The following is a 21,173-nucleotide window of genomic DNA, read 5'->3' on the forward strand; positions in this document are numbered from 1 at the left end:
TAGGGCGAACCTATGAACGCGCCCTTGCCGGGTCAAGGTCGCCAAGGATGCGGAGGAGCTCTGCGTCCAGGGCGGATGCGGGAACCTCCATGATTACAGCGACTTCCGTCCACAGCAGGGCGGCCCGGACCGGTTTGCCGGGGTGCAGGCGGGCGAGCACGGCGCGGTACAGGGCGAGCTGGCGGACATAGGCGGCCGGGATTTCGGCCAGTGTCGTGGGCGGGGCGTGATTCGTCTTGTAGTCGACGATCAGCACCTCGGCCGGCGTCACCACCAGGCGGTCGATCTGGCCGGACACCAGCGCCGGCGGCCGCCCCGGCCGGGGCAGGCGGCCGGCGATCGCGACCTCGGCCCGGCTGCCCGCGGCGAACACGGCCGCGAATCGGGCATCCTCGATCAGTGCGATCACCTGGCCGGCGAGGGCGTCGCGCTCGGGGCCGCTCCAGGCCTGCGCGTTGCGGGTGAGGTAGCGCTGTGCGGTGGCGTGCCGGTGCGCCGGCGCGATGTCCGGCAGCGATTGCAGCAGGCGATGCACCAGTGCGCCGCGCTGCAGTGCCAGCGCCCGCTCGGCGGCGGCTTCGCCGGGCACGGCGCCATGGCCGTCGGGCTCGTCGCCGCCGGACGGGCGCAGCAGCACCGAATCGATGGCGTCGCGCCCGGCACGGCCGCGCAGCCAGGACGGCAGCGCCTCGGCCGCGGACGGGCTCGCCGGAGCGGTGTCCGGCGCCGGCAGCGGCGCATCGTTGGCGCGGGTGTAGAGCCGCACCGGTCCATGCCGCGAGGCTCGCTCCGCCATCACCAGCGACGACCCGTCCAGTCCCTTGCGGATCAGGTCGTACCAGGAATGCTCGCGCACCTCGCTGCGGTTGCCCGGCATGCAGCCGCCGATGATCAATCGGTCGGCGGCGCGCGTCATCGCCACATAGAGCAGCCGCCGGTACTCGTCCTCGGTGTCGCCGGTCATCGCCGCGCGGGCGGTGGCGACGGTCTCCGGGTCGTCGGCCTTGCGGCCCGCCCACACCACCGGCGCCGCGATGCCGTCATGGGGGGACTGCAGCCGGATCAGGCTGAGGCGCTGGGTGTCGGTCGGCGACGAGGTGGTGTCGGCCAGGAACACCACCGGCGCTTCCAGGCCCTTGGCGCCGTGCACGGTCATCACCCGCACTTCGTCGCGCGAGATCTCCATGTCGCGCTTGATGTCGGTGTCGGCCGAGCGCAGCCACGCCACGAAGCCTTGCAGCGTTGCCGGCGCGCGCCGTTCATAGGTCAGCGCCAGTTCCAGAAACTCATCGAGCGCGTCGCTCGCCTCGGGGCCGAGGCGCTGCAGCATGCGGGCACGGCCGTCGTCGCCGCCGAGCAGCCAGGCATAGAACGCGAACGGGGTGTCGCTGAGCGCGCGCGCTTCATAGGCCTGCAGGCGGCGCAACGCGGTGGCGAGAATGAGGTCGCCGCCCGCCTGCCGCGTCAACGCCTCGCGCAGGCTGCCGTCGCGCTGCCAGGCGAGGCGGAACAGGTCGTCGTCGGTCAGCCCGAACAGCGGGCTCTTCAGCGCCACCGCGAGCGCGAGGTCGTCGCGCGGGAACAGCAGCGCGTCGGCGAGGTGCATCAGGTCGATGACGGCGATGTGCTCGGTCAGCTTCAGCCGGTCGGCGCCCGCCACCGGAATGCCGCCCTGCTTCAGCGCCTGGATCACCGCGCTGAAGGTCTTGCCGCGCCGCCGCACCAGGATGAGGATGTCGCCATAGCGCAGCAGCCGGCGCTTGGCGGCGATCCCAGTCGCGGTCTTCTCGGCGATCAACGCGGTGATGCGGTCGCGGATGCGCTGCGCCAGCCGCACCTCCGGGCTCGTCTCCGACACCGCGTCGAACGGCGCGCGCCAGCCTTCGAGATCCTCGCGGTCGGCGGCCTCCTGCAGTTCCCACAGTTCGATCATCGCGGGGGCCGCGTCGGCGAGCGCCATGTGCGGCGCCATGCCGTCATGGTCGGAGGTGATGCTGCGGAAGATCTCCGGCGCCTGGAAGGTGCTCTGCACCGCCTCCAGCACGCCGGCGCCGGAGCGGAACGAATAGTTGAACACCACCGGATCGAACGGCAGCTCCGCGGCCGTGAAGCGCGCGCCGAACCGGCGGCGGCGCAGGTCGAACTCGCGCGGCGCGGCGCCCTGGAACGAGAAGATCGACTGCTTCTCGTCACCCACCGCGAAGATGGTGCGGCGGATGCGGCCGCGCGCGCCGGCACCAGCGGTGAACTCGGACACGATGTGCTCGACAATGTCCCACTGCCGTGGGCTGGTGTCCTGCGCCTCGTCGATCAGCACATGGTCGACGCCCTGGTCGAGCTTGAAATGCACCCAGCCAGCCGCCGTGCGGTCGAGCATGGCGAGCGTCTTGTCGATGAGGTCGTCGTAGTCGAGGAGGCCACGCTCTTCCTTCTCGCGGCGGTAGTTCGCGGCGGCCGCGGTGGCGATCACCACCAGCGCCTGGGTCCGGTCGCGCACCGCCACGGCGCGGCGCTTCTGCAGCAACGCCTGCACCCGCGTCGCCTCGCGCTCGAGGGTCGCGGCGAGCCCGGGCAGCTCGCGACCCAGCGATTTCGTCACGAACGACTTGCGCAGGTCACCTTCGGCGGTGAAGAAAATCGCGAGATAGGTATCGGCCTGCTCAGCGCCGCCGAGCGTCAGCGCCTCGCGCAGCCGCGCCGCCTGATTTTGGTCGGTCTTGGAGCCGCCGTCGAACTGGCCGGCCACCGCTGCCCAGTCGGCGCTCGGCAGGTGCGGCCCGTCGACGATTTCGGCGTTCACTTGCGCCATGGTGTCGTCGGCGGACAGCCCCAGTGCCTGCAGCAGCTGCGCCATCGCCGCGTCCAGCGTGCCGGCCTGGTGGGTCCAGGCCTGGAAATGATCGCGGCTCAGCACCGCCTCGCGCACCACGTCGCGGAAGGTGACGTCGGCGGCGCTGGTCATCGCCGTGGCGAGGGCGCGGCCCGCAAGGCTGTCGGGGCTGGCGGCGGCGTCGAGCAGCACGCGCAGGCTGGCGCGCTCCATCAGGTCGTTCTGGTCACGGTCGTCGAGCACGCTGAAACGTGCCGGCACATTGGCCTCAAACGGAAACTGCTGCAGCAGCCGCGTGCACAGCGCGTGGATGGTCTGCACCTTGAGGCCGCCCGGCGTCTCCAGCGCGCAGGCGAACAGTTCGCGCGCGCGCTGGCGCATGGCGCGGCCCGGCTGCGCGCCGGTGCCGGCGATGGCGGCGTCGAGCGCGGCGTCGTCCAGCGTGATCCAGTGGCCGAGGGTGTCGAACACCCGTTCCGCCATGTTGGCGGCGGCGGCCTTGGTGAAGGTGATGCAGAGGATCTTTTCCGGCGCGACGTCCGCGAGCAGCAGGCGGATCACGCGCTGCACCAGCACATGGGTCTTGCCCGAGCCGGCATTCGCCGACACGAACACCGACGCCGCGGGATTGGAGGCGCGCGTCTGCTTCTCGCGCGCGTCGTTCGGAATGGTGCGGGGACCGCCGCTCACAGCTCGTCTCCCCCGTCACCCGCGGCGGACCATTCCTTGATGCGGGCGAGGTCGTCATAGTCGCCGTAGCGGTTCGCCCACATCGTCAGGTTCAGCGAGGTGTAGGCCTGCTGCTCGTCCTCGAAGGCGCGGATCAGGGCCTCCAGCTTGGTGCGTGCCTCGTTCGCGGCTTCGTCGGGCGAAATCGGCTCTTCCTTGCGCCGGTCGCGGGTCAGCTCCAGCGGCTCGGCGCGGCCCGGCGGCGTGTTGCCGCTCAGCCGCACATACATCAGTTCGCCGACCGAGGAGCCAGCGGGAATGCCCTCGAAGCCGCCCTCGCGCAGGATCGCCGATTCCAGCGTCAGCTGCGGCGACAGCCCCATGCGCACCTGCTTGCCGGTCGGTGGCGCGCCGGTCTTGTAGTCGAGCACGGCATAGTCGCCGTCATTGCGGCGGTCGATGCGGTCGGCGCGCGCCGACAGCGTAAAGGCGCGGTCGCGGCTGATGGGAATGATGATCTCGCCGCGGATTTCCGCCTTGATCGCGTCGATCAGCGTGCGTCGCTCGCGCTCCCAGCCGGCGAACCAGCTGGCGATGCGCAGGAAGCGCGGCCACCACAGCGCCCGCGCCTCGGGGCGGTCCATCAGCGGCGCGAAATGGCCCTCGCCGATCGCGCGCAAGGCCCGCACCGGATCGTCCGGCAGGCGCTCGCTGAAGGCCAGCGTGAAGTCGCCGATGGCGCCATGGATCGCCGAGCCGCGGTCGGCGGCCGACAGCGGCATGTCGACGGGATCGAGCTTGATGAGCCCGAGGATGCGGCGGGCGTAGATGGTGTAGGGGTCGCGCAGCCAGTCCTCGATCTCGGTGACCGACATCTTCATCGGCCGGCTGGCGCGCGGCGGGCGCGGCTGCGGCTGGCCGATCGGCGTCACGCTCTCGGGGCGGTCGAGCGCCATCGCCCAGGTGAGATAGCGCTCGCCCTTTGCCTTCGCGGCGCTCCAGCGCGGCGCGCCGGCCACCGCCTCGAGGCGATGCAGGAAGCGCGACGCCACCGCAGGCGAGCCGCCGACCTTGGCGGCATGGGTCAGGATCACCTCGCGCGCACCGAGCAGCTGGGCGAAGTCATGGGCGGACAGGCCGATGCGCCGCTCCGGCAGGTCGAGCCCGAGCTGATGGCGCATCGGGCGGTTGAGCCAGGGATCGATGCGCGGGTCGGGCGGCCAGGTGCCCTCGACCAGGCCACCGAGAATGACACGGTCGGTGCTGGTGAGGCGTGCTTCCAGCGGGCCGTAGATGCGTAAGCGCGCGTTCGCCGCCTGTGCCCGGCGCACGATGCGGTCGCCGAAGGTGGTCTGGAACACGTCGGGATAGTCGGCGAGCGCGAGCGTCACGCCGCTCGGCGCGCCGTCGGCGGGCAGTTCGTCGAAGGCGCGCGCCAGCGCCAGACCATCGGGGCCCTCGAACGCGAGTGGCAGGCCCAGCGCGTCGCAGGACAGTGCCACGATCGCCTGGCGATGGCCGTCGGCGATATCAGCGAGGTCGTGCGGCTTGGCGGCATCGCGCCGCTCCAGCGGCGCGAATGCCGCCTGCAGCCGGGCGATCAGATCGTCGACCGCGGCGAGCGCCGCGGCGTCGAGCCGGGTGCGCGGTTCGGAGCGGTGCAGCAGCGACGGCTCGCCGCGCGCCAGTTTCGTCAGCTCCGTGCGGAATACGGCGAGGTCGCGCCTGAGGCCCGCGGTGCCGGGCTGCGGCCGCGTGCCGCGTAACAGCGCGAGCTCGAGATGACCAATGGCCGCGGCGAAGGCGCCGGCGTCATGCCCCAGTCGCAGCAGCGGATGCTTCAGCAGCGCCAGCAACGTCGCCGGCGCGAGGCCATCGGCGGCGGCCGCGGCGACGAGGCGCGCGAACAGGCCGGCGGCGGTGTCCATCAGCGAATCGCCGCCGGAATCATCGACGTCGAGCGACCAGCGGTCGAGCGCGGCGACGACACGGCGGGCGAGCGCGCGGTCCGGCGTCACCAGCGCCACCGTGGCGTCGGGCACCTGATGGGCTTCGCGCATCGCCACCGCGATCGCCAGCGCCTCCATGTCGGCGGTCGGCGCTTCCACCACGGCAAGGTCCGCCATGCCGTCGGCGATGCGCTGCGCGATTTCCGGCCGGCTGAGCCTCTGGTGCCATTGCGCGGTGGCGTTGGAGGGCCGCAACGCTTCCGAGGTCAGCATCTCGCGGCCATGGGGTGCGTGCGGCGCCAGTTCCGTGATGTCGTCGCGGTCGATGCCGAGGCGCTCCAGCAGGCCGTGCAGCGCGAACTGCGGATGGCCGGGCGCGGGCAGCGCATCGCCGTCGCGGGACTCGCGCTTGCGGCCGCCGATCAGCGACCAGGCGTCAGCGTCGAGGTCGGTGTCGAGGCCGGGCAGCACCACGGCGCCGTGCGGCAGCGCGGCGACGACCTTGAGGAATTTCGCGGTCGCCGGCATCGAGCCGGTCGAGCCCGCAGCGATCACCGGTCCGCGGGTATGTGCGGCGAGGCGCTTCGCCTCGGCCTCGATCAGGCGGTCGCGGCGCTGTGCCGGTTCGATCTTGCCGCGCTCGGCGAGATAGCGCGGCCAGGCGTCGGCGGCGATGCGCAGGAATTTCAGCGTCTGCTGCCAGTAGACGTCGTAGGCGTCGGGCACGAGGCCCTCCAGCGCCTGCCACGGCACGCCGCGCGTCGTCATGTCGTCCATCAGCCGTGCGAGGTCGTCGGCGAGCGCGAGGGTGGAGGCAGGGCCGCCGACCACCAGCGGCGCGTCGGCAGGATTGCTCGGCCGCGTCTGCTTCGCCCAGGCCGCGATCAGCTGCGCCAGCACCAGCCGCCGTTCCAGGCCGCCGAGCGCGGGCTCGAGTTCCAGCGCCGCCGCTGGATCCTGCGCCGCCTGCGCGAACACCAGCTCGTCCTCGTCGATGTCGCCGAGCGGCAGGATGCGCGGCAGCACCACTGCGTCGGTGCCGAGCACGTCGAGGAACACTTCGCGCGCGGCGCGGCCGGCGCGGCGGGTCGGCAGGTACAGTGTGACGTCGGCAAGACGTTCCGGCGCGCTACGGGCCTCGAAGCCGTGCACCAGGCGGCCGTCGACCAGCGCCGTGATCACGGTCGGCAGGAAGGCAACGGACGCGGGAACGGTAAAGACGTGCATGGACAGCCCGATTCGGGATCACGGCTTAGCATGACACGGCGGACTGTGGAGATGGAATGACGGCGGCCGGGCGCTCAGGCCACGCTGGCGAGGAACGCTTCTTCCGCGGCGCCGACGGCTTCGGGAGTTCCAACATGCATCCAGGTGCCGTCGAGCCGGAGGCCGAACAGGCGTTCGCGTTCGTTGGCCGCATCGAACAGTTTGGTCAGCGAAAACTCGCCTTGCGGCGCACCGGCGAAGATCGCAGGCGACATGACAGCGACACCGGCATAGACGAAGGGAACCACCTGGTTCTCCTTGCGCTTGCGCAGCGCGCCGTCCGACGTCATGGCGTAGTCGCCGCTGCCGGCATAGCCGATGCTCGCCGCGGTCGGCGCCAGCAGCAGCAGGATGTCCATGCGCGCGGGATCGAACGTTTCGGCGAGGCGGGTGAGGTTGGGGCGCACGCCGTCGATCCACATGGTGTCGGCGTTGAGATGGAAGAACGGCGCGTCGCCGAGCTGCGGCAGCGCCTTGACGACACCGCCGCCGGTGCCCAGCAGGGTGCCGCGTTCATCGGAGATCACCACCTGCGGCTGCTTGCGCGAGGCGACATGGTCGATGATCTGGTCGCCGAGATAGTGGACGTTGACCACGGCCTTGTGGACGCCGGCGGCGGCCAGCTTGTCGAGCACGTGGTCGAGCAGCGGCTGGCCGGCCACCGACACCAGCGGTTTCGGCATGCGATCGGTCAGCGGTCGCATCCGCACGCCGAGGCCGGCGGCGAGGACCATGGCTGTGGTGGGTTTCACGGACATGTCGGTCACGAGGATCTTGGAATGGAAGCTTTCACATGCTGCAGACCGTGCAGCATGACGACGTCGCATAGGGTCGCGCACGAGCGTCGTGGATGACGCGGCAGCAGGCCGAAGCAATTTTTGAAGCTGTAATCGGCAAACGTGACGGATGTGCGACGAGCGGCCGCTGTCCACCGCGCGGTGATGCCACGTGGTCAGCCATCTGCTGCCTGCATGCGGCGTCCGCCACGTTTCTTCTTGTCCACCTGCTTGAGGAAGGTGACGCCGATCTGGTCACCGTTGACCCAGGACAATTCGCAGCGCCGGTAGGCCAATCCGGTCGAGGACAGCAGCAGGAAGAACTCCTTCAGGTTGAGTCCCTCCACCGAGCCTTCCACCGTGAGCTTGGCGCCGACCTCGGACACATCCTCCATAATGCAGCCACGACGCCAGGTGCCGTCGATGCCCATCATGTGCGCGGCAAAGCCGCGTTCGAACACGACACGGTCGCCATTGCGGCGTTCTGCCATCATCGCCATTGGATCGGACCCAGAGGTTTGCGTGGCAGACTAGCGGCCGAATGGCTAACGGCCGGTAAATGCCTGGAGCGTGATCAGCGGGAACCGGCTTCCCGAGAGGTCATCGCATCATGATCCAGGCTAGGCCGGCGCCGGGACGTGGGTCATGGACCAGGCGCGGAACGTGGCTAGGGCCGGATGCGCCAGGGCGCGGGTGAGGTAGGTCCAGATCCGCGGCTGGTGCTGCAGGTATTGCGGTTTGCCGTCGCGCCGGTTGAGACGGGCGAAGGTGCCGAGCAGGCGCGTGTTGCGCTGTGCCGACATCAGGGCATAGCTCTCTGCGAACGCCGCCGGATCGAATGCCGGATCGGCAGCGCGGCGGGTCTTCACATAGCGCGTCAGCAGTGCGATCTCGATCGCCTCGGGCACGTCCACCCGCGCGTCCTGCAGCAGCGACACCAGGTCGTAGGCGGGCGGCCCCAGCACGGTGTCCTGGAAGTCGATCACGCCGACCCGGTCGGTGCCCTGGCGGTCAGGCAGCCAGATCAGGTTCGGCGAATGGTAGTCGCGCAGCATCCAGGTCTTTGCCGCGAGCGCCGGGCGCGCCAGCAGCGTCCGCCACAGGGCGTCGAATTCGGCGCGCAGGGCCGTGGTCGCCGGCGCGCCGCGGTCGGGCAGATACCATTCCGGCATCAGTCCCACTTCGACCAGCATGGCGTCGATATCGAAGGTCGGGATCGCATAGTCGCGCTGCGGCGCCAGCGGCAGTGTGTCCGGCAGCGCCTGCTGATGCAATTTCGCCAGCAGGTCGGTCGCGGCCTCGTAGCGCTCGGCGATCGGGGCCGGCGGCGATCCCGTGACAAAACCTTCACGGCCGAGGTCCTCGGTGACGAGGAAGCCCGCCGCAAGGTCGGCATGGCGGATCGCCGGTGCCGATACGCCAATGGCATGCAGCCCATTGGCGATGGCGACGAACGGCTTGACGTCCTCGGCGAGATGCACCGCGGCGCTGTAGGACCTGCCGCCATAGATCGGCGCGCCGTCGGGGCGGCGCGGCGCGTTCATCAGGATGCGGCTGGCGCTGTCGTGGAACAGGCGGGCGTAGCTGCGTGTCGAGGCGTCGCCCGGCATGCGTTCGCGGCGCGCGCCGCTTTCGCCGGCAGCCTCGAGGAAGTCGCGCAGCTGTGCCAGCCGCGCCACCACCGCGGCGCCGCGGCCGTGACCGGTGAAGGTTGCCGTGCGCGCGTCCGGGCCGAGCGCGGGCACGTGGCTGAGCGCGATGTCGATGCGGTCGGCCGGCAGCAGGTCGGCGGCCCGCTCGGGCCACTCGATCAGCGTCACCACGCCGTCCGGCAGCGGCGACAGCCCGATCTCCTCCAGCTCCAACGCATCGCCGAGGCGGTAGAGATCGGCGTGCAGCACCTGAAACGGGCTGAGGTCGTAGGTCTGCAGCAGCGTGAAGGTCGGGCTCGGCACCTCCAGCGTATCGTCGCCGGCGATGTAGCGGATCAGCGCGCGTGCGGCGGCGGTCTTGCCGGCGCCGAGGTCGCCGGTGAGGGTGATGGTGTCGCCGGCGCCGATCAGCAGCGCGAGGTCCGCCATCAGCTGGGCGGTGGCCGTCTCGTCGGGAAGGGCGAGCAACAGGGTCGAGCGGTCGGTCATTCGGCGGCGGTGCGCTGCGCTGCCTGGTCGATCGGGAAATCGCAGGTGACGGAGGTGCCCTTGCCGACCGCGGAGTCCACCCGCACCCGGCCGCCATGCAGCTCGACGAACGAGCGCACCAGCGACAGGCCGAGGCCGGCGCCGCGGTGGCGCGAACCGTTGCTATGGCTTTCGAACCAGTCGAACACCTTGTCCTTGACGTCGGGGGCGATGCCGGGACCGGCGTCGCTCACGGTGAAGCTGACGCTGTCGTTGTGGCGCCGCGCGCTGATGGTGATGACGCCGTCCTGCGGCGAGAAGCCCACCGCATTGGCGAGCAGGTTGTACAGCACCTGCACCACGCGCCGTTCGTCGGCGACGAAATTGCCGATGCCCGGCGCGGCGTCGATTTCAAGCCGGATGTGATCGCGGGCGAGCCGGTCCTGGATGCCCTCGGCGGCGGAATCGATCGCCGCGCGGATGTCCACCGACCCGAGGTTCAGCGTCATCGCGCCGGCGTCGATGGTGGCGAGGTCGAGGATGTTGTTGATGATGGCGAGCAGGGCGTTGGTCGACGACGTGATGTAGCCGAGATATTCGTCCTGCTTGACGGTCAGCGGGCCGGTCGTCGGGTCGCTGAGGAAATGGGCGAAGCCGATGATCGTGGTCAGCGGCGAGCGCAGCTCATAGGAGACGTGGTGGACGAAGTCGACCTTCATCTGGTCGGCGGTCTCCAGCGCCTCGTTGCGCTCGCGCAGCGCGCGCTCGACGTTCACCGTGTCGGTGATGTCCTGGAACGTCAGCATAGTGGCGCCGTCGGGCAGCGGCATCGCCATGCAGTCGAGCACGCTGCCGTCCTTGCGCTCGAGCCTGAGGGGCACCTGCTTGCGGTTGTCGATGCCGGTGATGGCGTCGCGGATGGTGCGCCAGGTCGCGGCCTCGTCGAACAGCGGCCGGCACCACGTCTCCACCGTCTCGATGTGCGGATGTTCGTTCATCGCCTCGGGCGACAGCTTCCACATCCGCGCGAACGCCGGGTTGAACAGCTGCGCCCGGCCGTTGCTGCCGAACACCGCGACCGCCTCGGTGAGGTTGTCGAGGGTCTCGCGCTGCACCCGGATCAGGCCGTCGAACTGGCGGGCGAGCTTCAGGCTCTCGGTGACGTCGTCGAACAGGTAGGTGACGCCGCCCTCGGGATTGGGCGTGGTCACGACGCTGATGGCGCGGCCGTCGGGCAGGTACCAGACGTCCTTGGCCGGCTCGACGGCGCGGTAGGCCTCGTGCAGCTTGGCCTTCCATTGCCGGAAGTCCGGCGGCTCGGGAATCTTGCGGGTGGCGCGCAGGCGGTCGAGCACGCTGGAGTCGTCCGGCTGGGTATCGAGGAACGCCTGGTCGAGGCTCCACAGCCGGCGATAGGAATCGTTGTGGAACGCGAGGCGGCGCTGGCCGTCGAACACCGCCACTCCGGACGACAGTTGGTCGAGGGTGCGCCGATGCGCCTCCGCCATGCGCTTCAGCGTCTCGGCGAGGGTTGCTGCCTCGCTGGCATCCACCGCGACGCCGGCGCTGCCGCCGGCGACCTTGAGCGCGCGGACGTCGAAGATGCGGCGCTGGCCGCCGATCACCACCGGCAGCCGCGCCTCGAAATGGGCGCGCTCGATGAGCGCCTTCGCCATCGCCTGGCGATCGCCGCTGTCGAGCAGCTCGAGATTGCGTTCGATCGCGTCGGCGACGTTCGCGGCCTCGGTGGCCTCGGCATAGGCGGCGTTGGCGAACAGCAGCGTGCCGTCGTCGCGGCGCGACCACACCGGCCAGGGCAGCGCCGCGGCGAACGCGCGCAGCGTCGCGGTCTCCTCGTGCAGGTCGCGGTAGCGCAGGCTGGTCTCGGCGAGTTCGCGGCGCACGCCGCTGAGTTCGCGGATGCGGACGATCGCCTTGCCGGCGATGGCGCGGCCAATCGCCTCGATGGCCCGCCCGGCGCTGGTGGTGAGGTGCAGCGTGAAGCTGGTGCCGTCGGTGCACAGCGCGTCCACCGCATGGTCCATCTGCAGCGCCTGTTCAGGCGCCAGCCAGGTGCCGAAGGCGAGGATGCGTTGCGGCGCCTGCTGCGCGGCCTGGGGCAGCAGCAGCGCGAGGTCGCCGCTGATCTCCGGCCGCAGGCTGGCGGCCTGCCAGGAGATCACCACCTGCGGCTCGGTGAACAGCAGCGCGCGCAGGCTGTCGGTTTCGCTCTGCAATGCCCGGACGTCGGCGCGCAGCCGCGCTTCGACGCGGGTGGCGCGCAGCCGGGTGCGCATCAGGAGGATGGTCGCCAGAACGGAGAAGCCGAGCACGCCGGCGGCGATCGCCAGTGCCGCGATCTCCTGCTGGGTCAGGTTGAACAGGTCCTCGACCGCGCGCAGCTCGCCGGTGTCGGCCCGCGCGGCGACGGTGCTGGCGACGACCGCCAGTCCGCCGCGCACCAGCGCGGTGCCCGACATCAAGGTCCGACGTATCGCCCTGACCACGCCCGCCATGATTTGCCCCTGCCGGAATCGTGGCCATCGGTCGTAGGCGGGCGACCGACAATCCAGGATCCGGCGTCGAAATTCCAACTCCACCGCGCGTTGCACGGCGCATTCTGTGCGATTGCGCGAGCGGCGGCCGCTACGCCGTTCGCGAATCGTTTCACAATATCCTCAAGGGGACTCAGGGGGTAAGAGTCCAGACCGTGAACGTACGCAGTCTGAATCAAATTGGACGAAAAGCGCTCGCGGAACAGCGGGCCTCAGCGGCCCGTGGAACCGAAGCCGCCGCTGCCGCGTGCGGTGTCGGACAGCATCGCCGCCGGAACCAGTTCCGCCTGCACCATGGGGGCGATCACCATCTGCGCGATGCGTTCGCCGCGGCGGACCGTGAACGGTGCGTCACCGTGGTTGATCAGCAGCACGCCGATCTCGCCGCGATAGTCGGCGTCGATGGTGCCGGGTGAATTCAGCACGGTGACGCCATGCTTGGCGGCAAGGCCGGAGCGCGGCCGTATCTGGGCCTCGAAACCGTCCGGCAGCGCGATGGCGAGGCCGGTCGGGATCAGCGCTCGGACGCCGGGGGCGAGGATCACCGGTGCGGCCTCGGGCACTGCGGCCAGCAGGTCGAGGCCGGCGGCGTGGCTGGTCTGGTAGGCCGGCAACGGCAGGCCCTCGCCATGAGGAAACTGCTGCACATCGATGCGGACGGATGAGGCGATGGTCATGGGGCGGGGGATCCAATGGCGTCGGCGATGCGCGCGACCAGCGTGGTGGCGACGTCGTCCTTGGTCATGGCCGGCCAGGAGTCGATCGCGGCGCTGTCGCGCTTGAGCAGGTGAATGGTGTTGCGGTCGCCGCCCATCACGCCGCCCGCGGGCGAGACGTCGTTGGCGACGAGCCAGTCGCAGCCCTTGCGGGCGAGCTTGGCGCGGGCGTTGTCGATGAGGTGCTCGGTCTCGGCGGCAAAGCCGACCACCAGGCCCGGCCGACCCTCGGTTCGGTGCGAGATGGTGGCGAGGATGTCCGGGTTCTCGGCAAAGCTCAGCGTCGGAAGGGCGCCGGCGGTCTTCTTGATCTTCTGCTCGCCGGCGTTGGCGACGCGCCAGTCGGCGACCGCCGCGGCGAAAATCGCGACATCCGCCGGCAGTGCGCCTTCGACTTGCGCCAGCATGTCGCGCGCCGATTCGACATGGCGCATCGTGACGCCGGCCGGATCGGGCAGGTTGACCGGGCCGGACACCAGCGTGACCTGCGCGCCGGCCGCGGCGGCGGCGGCGGCGATCGCAAAGCCCTGCTTGCCGGACGAGCGGTTGGCGATATAGCGCACCGGGTCGATCGGCTCGTGGGTCGGCCCGGCGGTGACCAGGATGCGCTTGCCGGCGAGCGGCTTTGGCTGCGGCGGCCGCAGCAGCGCCAGCGCGGCGCCGGCGATCTCCAGCGGCTCGGACATGCGGCCGACGCCGGCCTCGCCCCGCTCCGCCATCTCGCCGGCATTGGGGCCGATGAGGCGCACGCCGTCGCGCTGCAACTGCGCGACATTGCGGCGGGTCGCGGCGTTGGCCCACATCAGCGGGTTCATCGCCGGCGCCAGCAGAATCGGCCGGTTGGTGGCCAGCAGGATGGCGCTGGCGAGGTCGTCGGCATGGCCGTTCGCCATCTTGGCCATCAGGTCCGCCGTCGCCGGCGCCACCAGCACCAGGTCGCAGTCGCGGGCGAGGCGGATGTGGCCGACGTCGAACTCGCTGCGCGGGTCGAACAGGTCGGTGAAGCAGGGGTCGTGCGCCAGCGCGCTGACGCTGAGTGGTGTGATGAACTGCTGGGCTGCCGCGGTCAGCACGCAGCGTACCTCGAGCGCCTGCTCCTTCAGCCGGCGGATCAGGTCGAGCGATTTATAGGCGGCAATGCCGCCGCCGATGATCAGGGTGACGCGTGGACGGCCCGTGCCGCGCTGCAACGGCGTTTCGGCGCGGGGAGCGGCGGAGGCTGGTAGTGCACCGGTGGGCTCCGGCGCGCCGCCCGCGGCCTCGCGCAGGATGACGCGGACCTCGTCCTCGACCGAGCGGCCATGGCGCGCGGCACGCAGCCTCAGCTCCGCCTTCAGCGCCTCGTCGAGCTTGCGAATTGTCAGGCTGGCCATGGCACGTCCCGTCCGGAAGCGCAGACGCTAGCAGATGATTGCAATGCAATCAATAAAATGCCTGCAATGCAGGCACGGGCTAACTGATCTTCCAGAGGATGGCGAGGAAGGTGAGGGCGATCACCCACAGTGCGCGGGTCTGCCAGCGGTTGCGCCGGGCCTGCGCCTTGCTCAGCGCGACGACCGTCTCGGGGGCCAGCACCAGGCCGTCGCGGGTCATCGCCTCGACCTGCTCCAGCGCGCTGACCGCGCGGGCAGCGATCGCCGGCAGGCCGGAGAACAGCTTGCCGAGCTGGCCGGCGCCGCTTACCGCGCCCTCGATGCGGCCGATCGGGCCGAGATTGCGCTCGATCCAGGCCCGCACCACCGGGTCGGCGGTCTTCCAGATGTCGAGCCGGGGATCGAAGCTGCGGGCGACGCCTTCCACCACCACCATGGTCTTCTGCAGCAGGATCAGCTCGGGCCGGGTTCGCATGTCGAACAGGCCGGTGACCTCGAGCAGGAGGGTGAGCAGCCGCGCCATCGAGATCTCGTCGGCGCGGCGGTTGTGGATCGGCTCGCCGATGGCGCGGATCGCCTGGGCGAAGTTCTCGATCGAGTGATGGGCCGGCACGTAGCCCGCCTCGAAGTGCACCTCGGCGACACGGCGGTAATCGCGGGTGATGAAGCCGAGCAGGATCTCGGCGAGAAAGCGCCGTTCCTTGAGGCCGAGCCGGCCCATGATGCCGAAGTCGACCGCGACCAGGCGGCCGCTGTCGTCGACGAACAGGTTGCCCGGGTGCATGTCGGCATGAAACAGGCCGTCGCGCAGCGCGTGCTGCAGGAAGCTCTGGATCACCTTGCGGCCGAGGTCGGGCAGGTCGACCTGCGCGGCCTCCAGCCGGGCGCGGTCGCTCAGCGGCAGGCCCTCGATCCATTCCATCGTCAGCACGTGATGGCTGGTGCGGTCCCAGTCCACCGTCGGCACGCGGAAGTCGGGATCGTCGCGGGTGTTCTCCGCCATTTCCGACAGCGCCGCGGCTTCCAGCCGCAGGTCCATCTCCATTGCCACCGAGCGTGCCAGCGTATCGACGATCTCGATGCTGCGCAGCCGCCGTGCTTCCGGCGACAGCGCCTCGGCAGTGCGCGCGGCGAACATCAGCGCGCCGAGGTCGCGGCGAAAGCGCTCGGCGATGTGCGGCCGCAGGATCTTGACCGCGACCGGGCGGCGGACGCCGTCCTTCTCGATTTCGGCACGGTGCACCTGGGCGATCGAGGCCGCGGCCACCGGCGGGCTGAAGCTTGCGAACGCCTGGGTCAGCGGCCGCTCCAGTGACGAGGCGACGACCGCTTCGGCTTCCTCCTGCGAGAACGCCGGCAGGCGGTCCTGCAGCCGTTCGAGGTCGCGCGCCATCGCCACGCCGACGACGTCAGGACGGGTCGCCAGCACCTGGCCGAGCTTGACATAGGTCGGGCCGAGCCGCGTCAGCGCGCGGGCGAGGCGCGGGCCGGACTGGGCGTCGCGGCGCTCGATCAGCCGTGCAAGGCGCAGCAGCAGGCGCAGCGGCGGCGGCAGCGGCTCGGGATCGACCACCGCGAAGGTGCCCTCGCGGGCCACGACGAAGGCTGCGCGGGTCAAGCGCAGCACATGGGGAATCGCGGAGATCACAAACGCCAGCCCGAATGCAGGTTCACGATGCCGCCCGACATCGCCTGATGGCTGACGCGGGCAAAGCCGGCGGCGCTGATCATGTCGGCGAACGCGGTGGGGCGCGGAAAGCGACGGATCGATTCGACGAGATAGCGGTAGGATTCGGCGTCGCCGGTCACCGCGCGGCCGATCGCCGGGATCACGTTGAACGAATACAGGTCATAGATGCGATCGAGGCCGGGCACGTCGACGGCGGAGAACTCGAGGCACAGGAAGCGCGAACCTGGCCGCAGCACGCGGTAGGCCTCGCGCAGCGCCACGTCGATGCGCGGCACGTTGCGGATGCCGAACGCGATGGTGTAGGCGTCGAAGCTGCGGTCGGCGAACGCGAGCGCTTCGGCATTGCCCTCGACGAAGGTGACGCGGTCGTCGAGGTTGAGCTTGACGGCGCGGTCGCGGCCGACCTCCAGCATGTCGGTGTTGATGTCGCACACGGTGGCGTGAAAGCCGAAACCCGCCGCCTGCGCGGCGCGGAACGAAATATCACCGGTGCCGCCGGCGACATCCAGCAGCGCGAACGGCGCATCGCCGCGCGGCGGGTTGAGCGCGGTGATCATGGCGTCCTTCCACAGCCGGTGCAGGCCCGCCGACATCAGGTCGTTCATCAGGTCGTAGCGCGCCGCGACGCTGTGGAACACGTCGTTCACCAGCGTCTGCTTGTCGCCCAGCGGCACGTCGCGGTACCCGAAATGGGTGGTTTGGTCGGGTCGGTCCATCACTGTCTGTCTCCGGCGGCGGGACCATAGCGCGCCAGGTCCGCCTGCGCTACAAGCCAGCATCGTTAACGGCCGGCCCGGTTCGCGGCAGATGTCGCCGGTCGCCGTGCGGGCCGGTTCATGTACGAGGCCGTTTCGTGACAATCAAGCTTACCCGGGTCATGATCGCGCCAGGGCCCCTCTCCAAGCGAATGTCCAACGATGCCTGAACTGCCCGAAGTCGAAACCGTCCGCCGCGGCCTGCAGCCGGTCATGGAAGGCCAGCGCATCGCCAGCGTGGAGACGCGCCGCCACAATCTGCGCTTTCCGTTCCAGAAGGATTTCGTCGGCCGGCTCGAGGGCCAGACCATCGTCGGCATGGGGCGCCGGGCCAAGCTGCTGATGGCCGAGCTGTCGTCGGGCGACGTGCTGCTGATGCACCTCGGCATGTCCGGCTCGTTCCGCGTGGTCAAGCACGCCGCCGCGACCAGCCCGGGCCATTTCCACCACGAGCGCAGCGCCGACCGCGCGCATGACCATGTCGTCTTCCACATGGCGTCGGGGGCAATCGTCACCTTCAACGACCCGCGCCGCTTCGGCTACATGAAGATCGTGCCGCACAGCGAGCTGGAAGCGGAATCCTTCCTGCGCGGCCTCGGGCCCGAGCCGCTCAGCAACTCGTTCGACGCCGCCGTGCTCGCGGCGGGCTGTGCCGGCAAGAAGACCAGCCTGAAAGCCGCGCTGCTCGACCAGCGCGTCGTTGCCGGGCTCGGCAACATCTATGTCTGCGAGGCGCTGTTTCGCGCCCATCTGTCGCCGAAGCGGCAGGCCTCGACCCTGGCGCTGCGCAGCGGCGCGCCGTCGGACCATGCCAGGCGGCTGGTGGACGCCATCCACACAGTGCTCAATCTCGCGATCGAGGCCGGCGGCTCGTCGCTGCGCGATCATCGCCAGACCACCGGCGAGCTCGGCTATTTCCAGCACTCGTTCCGCGTCTACGACCGCGAGGACGAGAAGTGTCCGACCAAGGGCTGCAAGGGCACGATCAAGCGCTTCACGCAGAACGGCCGCTCGACCTTCTGGTGCCCGACTTGCCAGAAGTGAGCGCGTCGCTCACTTGCGGATGCAGATCACCCGCAGCAGCGACGCTTTGACGTCGCCGGGCTTGTTGTCCGCCGCTGTCGGCGTGACTTTGTGCCGGGCGAGGAACTGACGCACGACCTCCGCCGGCACGAGCCTCGCCTGAACCGGCACCGGCGCGACGGCGGCCACCAGCAGGGTCTTGAGCTGCACAAGGCCGAGGAGTTTGCCGTCGGCATCGGTGACCGCCGCGCCAGCGAAGCCGGGACCAGGCGCCGGATCGAGACGCACGTCGCCGCCATCGCTGACGGGCCGGGCGGTCATGCTGGTCGCCGTGGCGCCGCCGCCCTGCGCTTGCGGGTCGGCGATGCCGCTCACGGCGACATCGGATTTCACCGCGCCGCCAAAGCTCACGGCCTTCAGTCCGCTTGCGCCATACAGCCGCAGCAGCACGAGCTGGCGCGTGGCGTCGTCGGCGATGCGCTCGGCATGGCCGTAGGGCGGCACCACGATGGTCTCGCAGGCGTCGATAGCGTTGCGGTCGGTGACAATGGCGCCGTCCGGGCTCACCACCACGCCGGTGGCATACTCCACCTTCTTGCGCGGCAGCGGCGGCGGCGGTGCGGCGTCGCCGCCGGCGAACGGCGCGAACGCGCTCGACATCGCGATCACCACCGGCTCCATGGTGCCCTCGGTGGCCTGGTCGTAGAGGATGGTCAGGCCGCGGATCTCGCTGCCCTTGATCTGGCCGCGGACATAGAATTTCTTCAGCCCCTGCAGTCCGGACAGCACGAAGAAGTCCGGCTTGACCACACTGTAGTCGATGCGGCGGCCGGCCGGCTCCTTCTTCTCGCGTTCGGCGATGGCCGCGATGGTGAGGCTGCTGTCCTTGGCGCGCCAGGTCTCGATCTGGATCTGGCCCTGCGCCGATGCCCACTTGGTGCCGGTCGGGGTGGTCGTCTGCTGCGGCACCAGCTTGGTGGGCAGGCCGAGGCGGATGCTGTTGACCGGATCGAGGCCGATCTTCCAGCCGACGCTGTCCTGCAGCGCCTTGGCGGCGGCGGTGAGGGCGCCGCGCTCTTGCGGCGTCAGCGTCCCCGTGGGCTTGCCGCCATTGTCCTTCTGGAAGGTCTTGATCGCGGTGGCGAGGCGTTCGCTGGGCTCGCCATTGATCAGGCCGTTGTAGACGCCGACCCAGGCGAGGTCGGACTGGATCGCCGCCCGCTCCTGGGCCGCCTGCGCGGCGGCGGGATCGGCCGGTTTCGGCGCCGGCGCGGGCTTTGCAGGGGCCGTGGCGCCGTCCGGCCGGACGGAGAGGGTGCGGACCGGTGTCTGCGCGGTCGCCGCGACACCAGAGAGGGCCACCATCAGCGCGGCGGCGATCATCGGCTTCATCAGGCGCCCTTCGCGATCTGTTCTAACTGGCAGGGAGGGGGTAAGTACCATATCTGCTTGGTCGGCCATAGCGCTGCAGCGGTTCAGCGTCGGCCTGCGACGCCGGCGTGACCGGGCCGCGACGGTGACCACAGACGACGAAAGGAATGTGTGAGCGTGCTCAGTGCGGAAGAGCTGGAGCGGTATGCGCGGCACATCGTGCTGCGCGAGGTCGGCGGTCCCGGACAGGCGAAGCTGAAGGCGGCGCGGGTGCTGCTGATCGGCGCCGGCGGGCTCGGTGCCCCGGCGCTGATGTATCTGGCGGCGGCCGGCGTCGGCACGCTCGGCGTGGTCGACGACGATGTGGTGTCGCTGTCCAACCTGCAGCGCCAGGTCATCCACACCACGCCGGATATCGGCCGGCCGAAGGTCGAGAGCGCCGCCGAGACCGTCCGGGCGCTCAATCCGCATGTCACGTTCCACGCCCACGCGGCGCGCCTCACCGCCGCCAACGCCCTCGACCTCATCGCCGGCTATGACATCGTCGCCGACGGCTCGGACAATTTCGCCACGCGCTATCTCGTGTCGGACGCCTGCTATCTTGCCAACAAGCCGCTGATCAGCGCCGCGCTCGGCCTGTTCGACGGCTCGCTCACCACCATCCGCGCCCATGAGCGCAATGCGAAGGGCGAGCTCAACCCGACCTATCGCTGCCTGTTTCCCGATCCGCCGCCGCCCGGCACGGTGCCGAGCTGCGAGGAGGCCGGCATTCTCGGCGCGCTCGCTGGCGTGCTCGGCGCCATGACGGCGCTGGAAGTGATCCGCGAGATCGTCGGCTTCGGCGAGGGGCTGGTCGGGCGCCTCGTGATGATCGACGCCCGCGCCATGCGGTTCGAGACGCTGCGCTATGCGCGCGATCCGGCCAATCCGCTCAACGGCGACCATCCGACCATCACGGACCTCAGCGCGCACCGCTGACAGGCGACGGCGCCGCGGCGCGTGTCAGCGCCGCGCCCGCCGGGCCTTGGCCGCCTTCACCGTGTTCTCCATCAGGCAGGCGATGGTCATCGGCCCGACGCCGCCGGGCACCGGGGTGATTGCGCCGGCGACCTTGACCGCCTCGTCGAACGCCACATCGCCGCGCACGTCATGGCCGCCGCCGGCCTTCTCGACACGGGTGGTGCCGACGTCGATGACGATGGCGCGCGGCTTGATCCAGTCGCCGCGCACGAGGCCGGGCTTGCCGACCGCGCTGACCAGGATGTCGGCGCCGCGGCAGATGAACTGGGTGTCGCGGGTGTGGATATGGGTCTGCGTCACCGTCGCCCGTTCGTCGAGCAGCAGCGCCGCCATCGGCTTGCCGACGATGTTGGAGGCGCCGATCACCACCGCATGGTAGCCCGTGAGGTCGGGCACCAGCGATGTGATCAGCTTCATGCAGCCGAGCGGCGTGCAGGGAATGAGCGCATCCGCGCCGTGCAACAGCCGTCCGGCATTGAGGGCATGCAGGCCGTCGACATCCTTGGCCGGATCGACCGCGGCCATGATGCGCAGCGTGTTGATGTGCGGCGGCAGCGGCAGCTGGACGAGGATGCCGTCGATGTCGTCGCGCGCGTTCAGCGTGGCGATGATCGCCAGCAGCTCCGCCTCGCTGACACTGTCGGGCAGGATCTCGGTCTCACCGCGCAGGCCCACCGTCTGCGCCGTCCGCACCTTGTTGCGGACATATATGGCGCTGGCCGGATCGCCGCCGACCAGCACGACAGCAAGGCCCGGGGCCTGCGGCATGGCGGCGATATCGGCGGCAACGCTGTCGAGAAGGGTTTGGGCGTGTTTGCGCCCGTCGATGATTTCCGCGGTCATGGCACCCTCGTTGGGAAGTGGTGCCCAGGCGCGCGGCAGGAAATCCCTGCGCTCCCCGATGGTCATCCATCCAAGCGCCAGTCGCGCAGAGGCCCGCCTGATAGCGGCTCGGTTCGGCCAAGGCAATGGCCGGCAGTGCATTGGTGTCGTGACAGGCCTGCGCGCGCCGCATCGCCGGGCGCTGTGGAACCGGCGCTGCCGACCGGCGGGCTTCGCC

At 70.2% G+C, this 21,173-nt stretch carries 14 protein-coding genes and 1 riboswitch; of the genes, 2 read left to right on the plus strand and 12 right to left on the minus strand.

What is annotated here, in order from left to right; genetic code table 11:
- Positions 1–10: 10 nt before the first annotated feature.
- From addA to ubiE, 10 genes are all read right to left on the minus strand, one after another.
- Positions 11–3,520, minus strand: a complete 3,510-nt coding sequence (addA, locus tag AB4Z37_RS13475) for a double-strand break repair helicase AddA (protein ID WP_441517237.1) — start codon at positions 3,518–3,520, stop codon at positions 11–13.
- Complete coding sequence (gene addB / locus AB4Z37_RS13480; RefSeq protein ID WP_441517238.1) at positions 3,517–6,675, minus strand: double-strand break repair protein AddB; 3,159 nt, start codon at positions 6,673–6,675, stop codon at positions 3,517–3,519. The genes addA and addB overlap by 4 nt, the downstream gene beginning before the upstream one ends.
- Before the next feature lie 74 nt (positions 6,676–6,749).
- Positions 6,750–7,472 carry a nucleotidyltransferase family protein gene (locus AB4Z37_RS13485; protein ID WP_441517239.1) on the minus strand — a complete coding sequence of 241 codons (723 nt, stop codon included), beginning with the start codon at positions 7,470–7,472 and terminating at the stop codon, positions 6,750–6,752.
- 194 nt (positions 7,473–7,666) lie between these two features.
- Positions 7,667–7,984 (minus strand): PilZ domain-containing protein, encoded by a 318-nt coding sequence (locus AB4Z37_RS13490; RefSeq protein WP_441517336.1) that lies wholly within the window; start codon positions 7,982–7,984, stop codon positions 7,667–7,669.
- 126 nt (positions 7,985–8,110) lie between these two features.
- Entirely contained in the window at positions 8,111–9,631 is a 1,521-nt protein-coding gene (gene tsaE, locus AB4Z37_RS13495) for a tRNA (adenosine(37)-N6)-threonylcarbamoyltransferase complex ATPase subunit type 1 TsaE (protein WP_441517240.1), read from the minus strand.
- Positions 9,628–12,126, minus strand: a complete 2,499-nt coding sequence (locus AB4Z37_RS13500; RefSeq protein WP_441517241.1) for a PAS-domain containing protein — start codon at positions 12,124–12,126, stop codon at positions 9,628–9,630. The genes tsaE and AB4Z37_RS13500 overlap by 4 nt, the downstream gene beginning before the upstream one ends.
- A gap of 251 nt (positions 12,127–12,377) precedes the next feature.
- Positions 12,378–12,842 carry a dUTP diphosphatase gene (dut, locus tag AB4Z37_RS13505; protein ID WP_441517242.1) on the minus strand — a complete coding sequence of 155 codons (465 nt, stop codon included), beginning with the start codon at positions 12,840–12,842 and terminating at the stop codon, positions 12,378–12,380.
- A complete protein-coding gene (coaBC, locus tag AB4Z37_RS13510) occupies positions 12,839–14,254 on the minus strand; it encodes a bifunctional phosphopantothenoylcysteine decarboxylase/phosphopantothenate--cysteine ligase CoaBC (RefSeq protein ID WP_441517243.1) in 1,416 nt (471 codons plus the stop codon). Before coaBC ends, dut begins: the two co-directional genes overlap by 4 nt.
- A gap of 79 nt (positions 14,255–14,333) precedes the next feature.
- Entirely contained in the window at positions 14,334–15,902 is a 1,569-nt protein-coding gene (ubiB, locus tag AB4Z37_RS13515; protein ID WP_441517244.1) for a 2-polyprenylphenol 6-hydroxylase, read from the minus strand.
- Positions 15,899–16,660, minus strand: a complete 762-nt coding sequence (ubiE, locus tag AB4Z37_RS13520) for a bifunctional demethylmenaquinone methyltransferase/2-methoxy-6-polyprenyl-1,4-benzoquinol methylase UbiE (protein ID WP_441517245.1) — start codon at positions 16,658–16,660, stop codon at positions 15,899–15,901. Before ubiE ends, ubiB begins: the two co-directional genes overlap by 4 nt.
- A 201-nt stretch (positions 16,661–16,861) precedes the next feature.
- Here ubiE and mutM point away from each other — a divergent pair, with 201 nt between their 5' ends.
- Positions 16,862–17,743, plus strand: coding sequence for a bifunctional DNA-formamidopyrimidine glycosylase/DNA-(apurinic or apyrimidinic site) lyase (gene mutM / locus AB4Z37_RS13525; RefSeq protein WP_441517246.1), 882 nt, complete (start codon positions 16,862–16,864; stop codon positions 17,741–17,743).
- A gap of 9 nt (positions 17,744–17,752) precedes the next feature.
- Here mutM and AB4Z37_RS13530 read toward each other — a convergent pair whose 3' ends face one another.
- On the minus strand, positions 17,753–19,114 hold the full coding sequence (locus AB4Z37_RS13530; protein ID WP_441517247.1) for a serine protease: 1,362 nt from the start codon (positions 19,112–19,114) through the stop codon (positions 17,753–17,755).
- Between the two features lie 156 nt (positions 19,115–19,270).
- Between AB4Z37_RS13530 and AB4Z37_RS13535 the strand changes: the two genes are divergently transcribed.
- On the plus strand, positions 19,271–20,071 hold the full coding sequence (locus AB4Z37_RS13535) for a HesA/MoeB/ThiF family protein (protein ID WP_441517337.1): 801 nt from the start codon (positions 19,271–19,273) through the stop codon (positions 20,069–20,071).
- A 24-nt stretch (positions 20,072–20,095) separates the two neighbouring features.
- On the opposite strand, the gene AB4Z37_RS13540 is transcribed toward AB4Z37_RS13535, so the two are convergent.
- Complete coding sequence (locus AB4Z37_RS13540) at positions 20,096–20,956, minus strand: bifunctional 5,10-methylenetetrahydrofolate dehydrogenase/5,10-methenyltetrahydrofolate cyclohydrolase (RefSeq protein WP_441517248.1); 861 nt, start codon at positions 20,954–20,956, stop codon at positions 20,096–20,098.
- 15 nt (positions 20,957–20,971) lie between these two features.
- Positions 20,972–21,051, minus strand: a riboswitch (ZMP/ZTP riboswitch).
- Positions 21,052–21,173 lie beyond the last annotated feature (122 nt).

The sequence above is a fragment of the Bradyrhizobium sp. 2TAF24 genome, from assembly GCF_052115025.1.
Classification (GTDB): domain Bacteria; phylum Pseudomonadota; class Alphaproteobacteria; order Rhizobiales; family Xanthobacteraceae; genus Bradyrhizobium_A.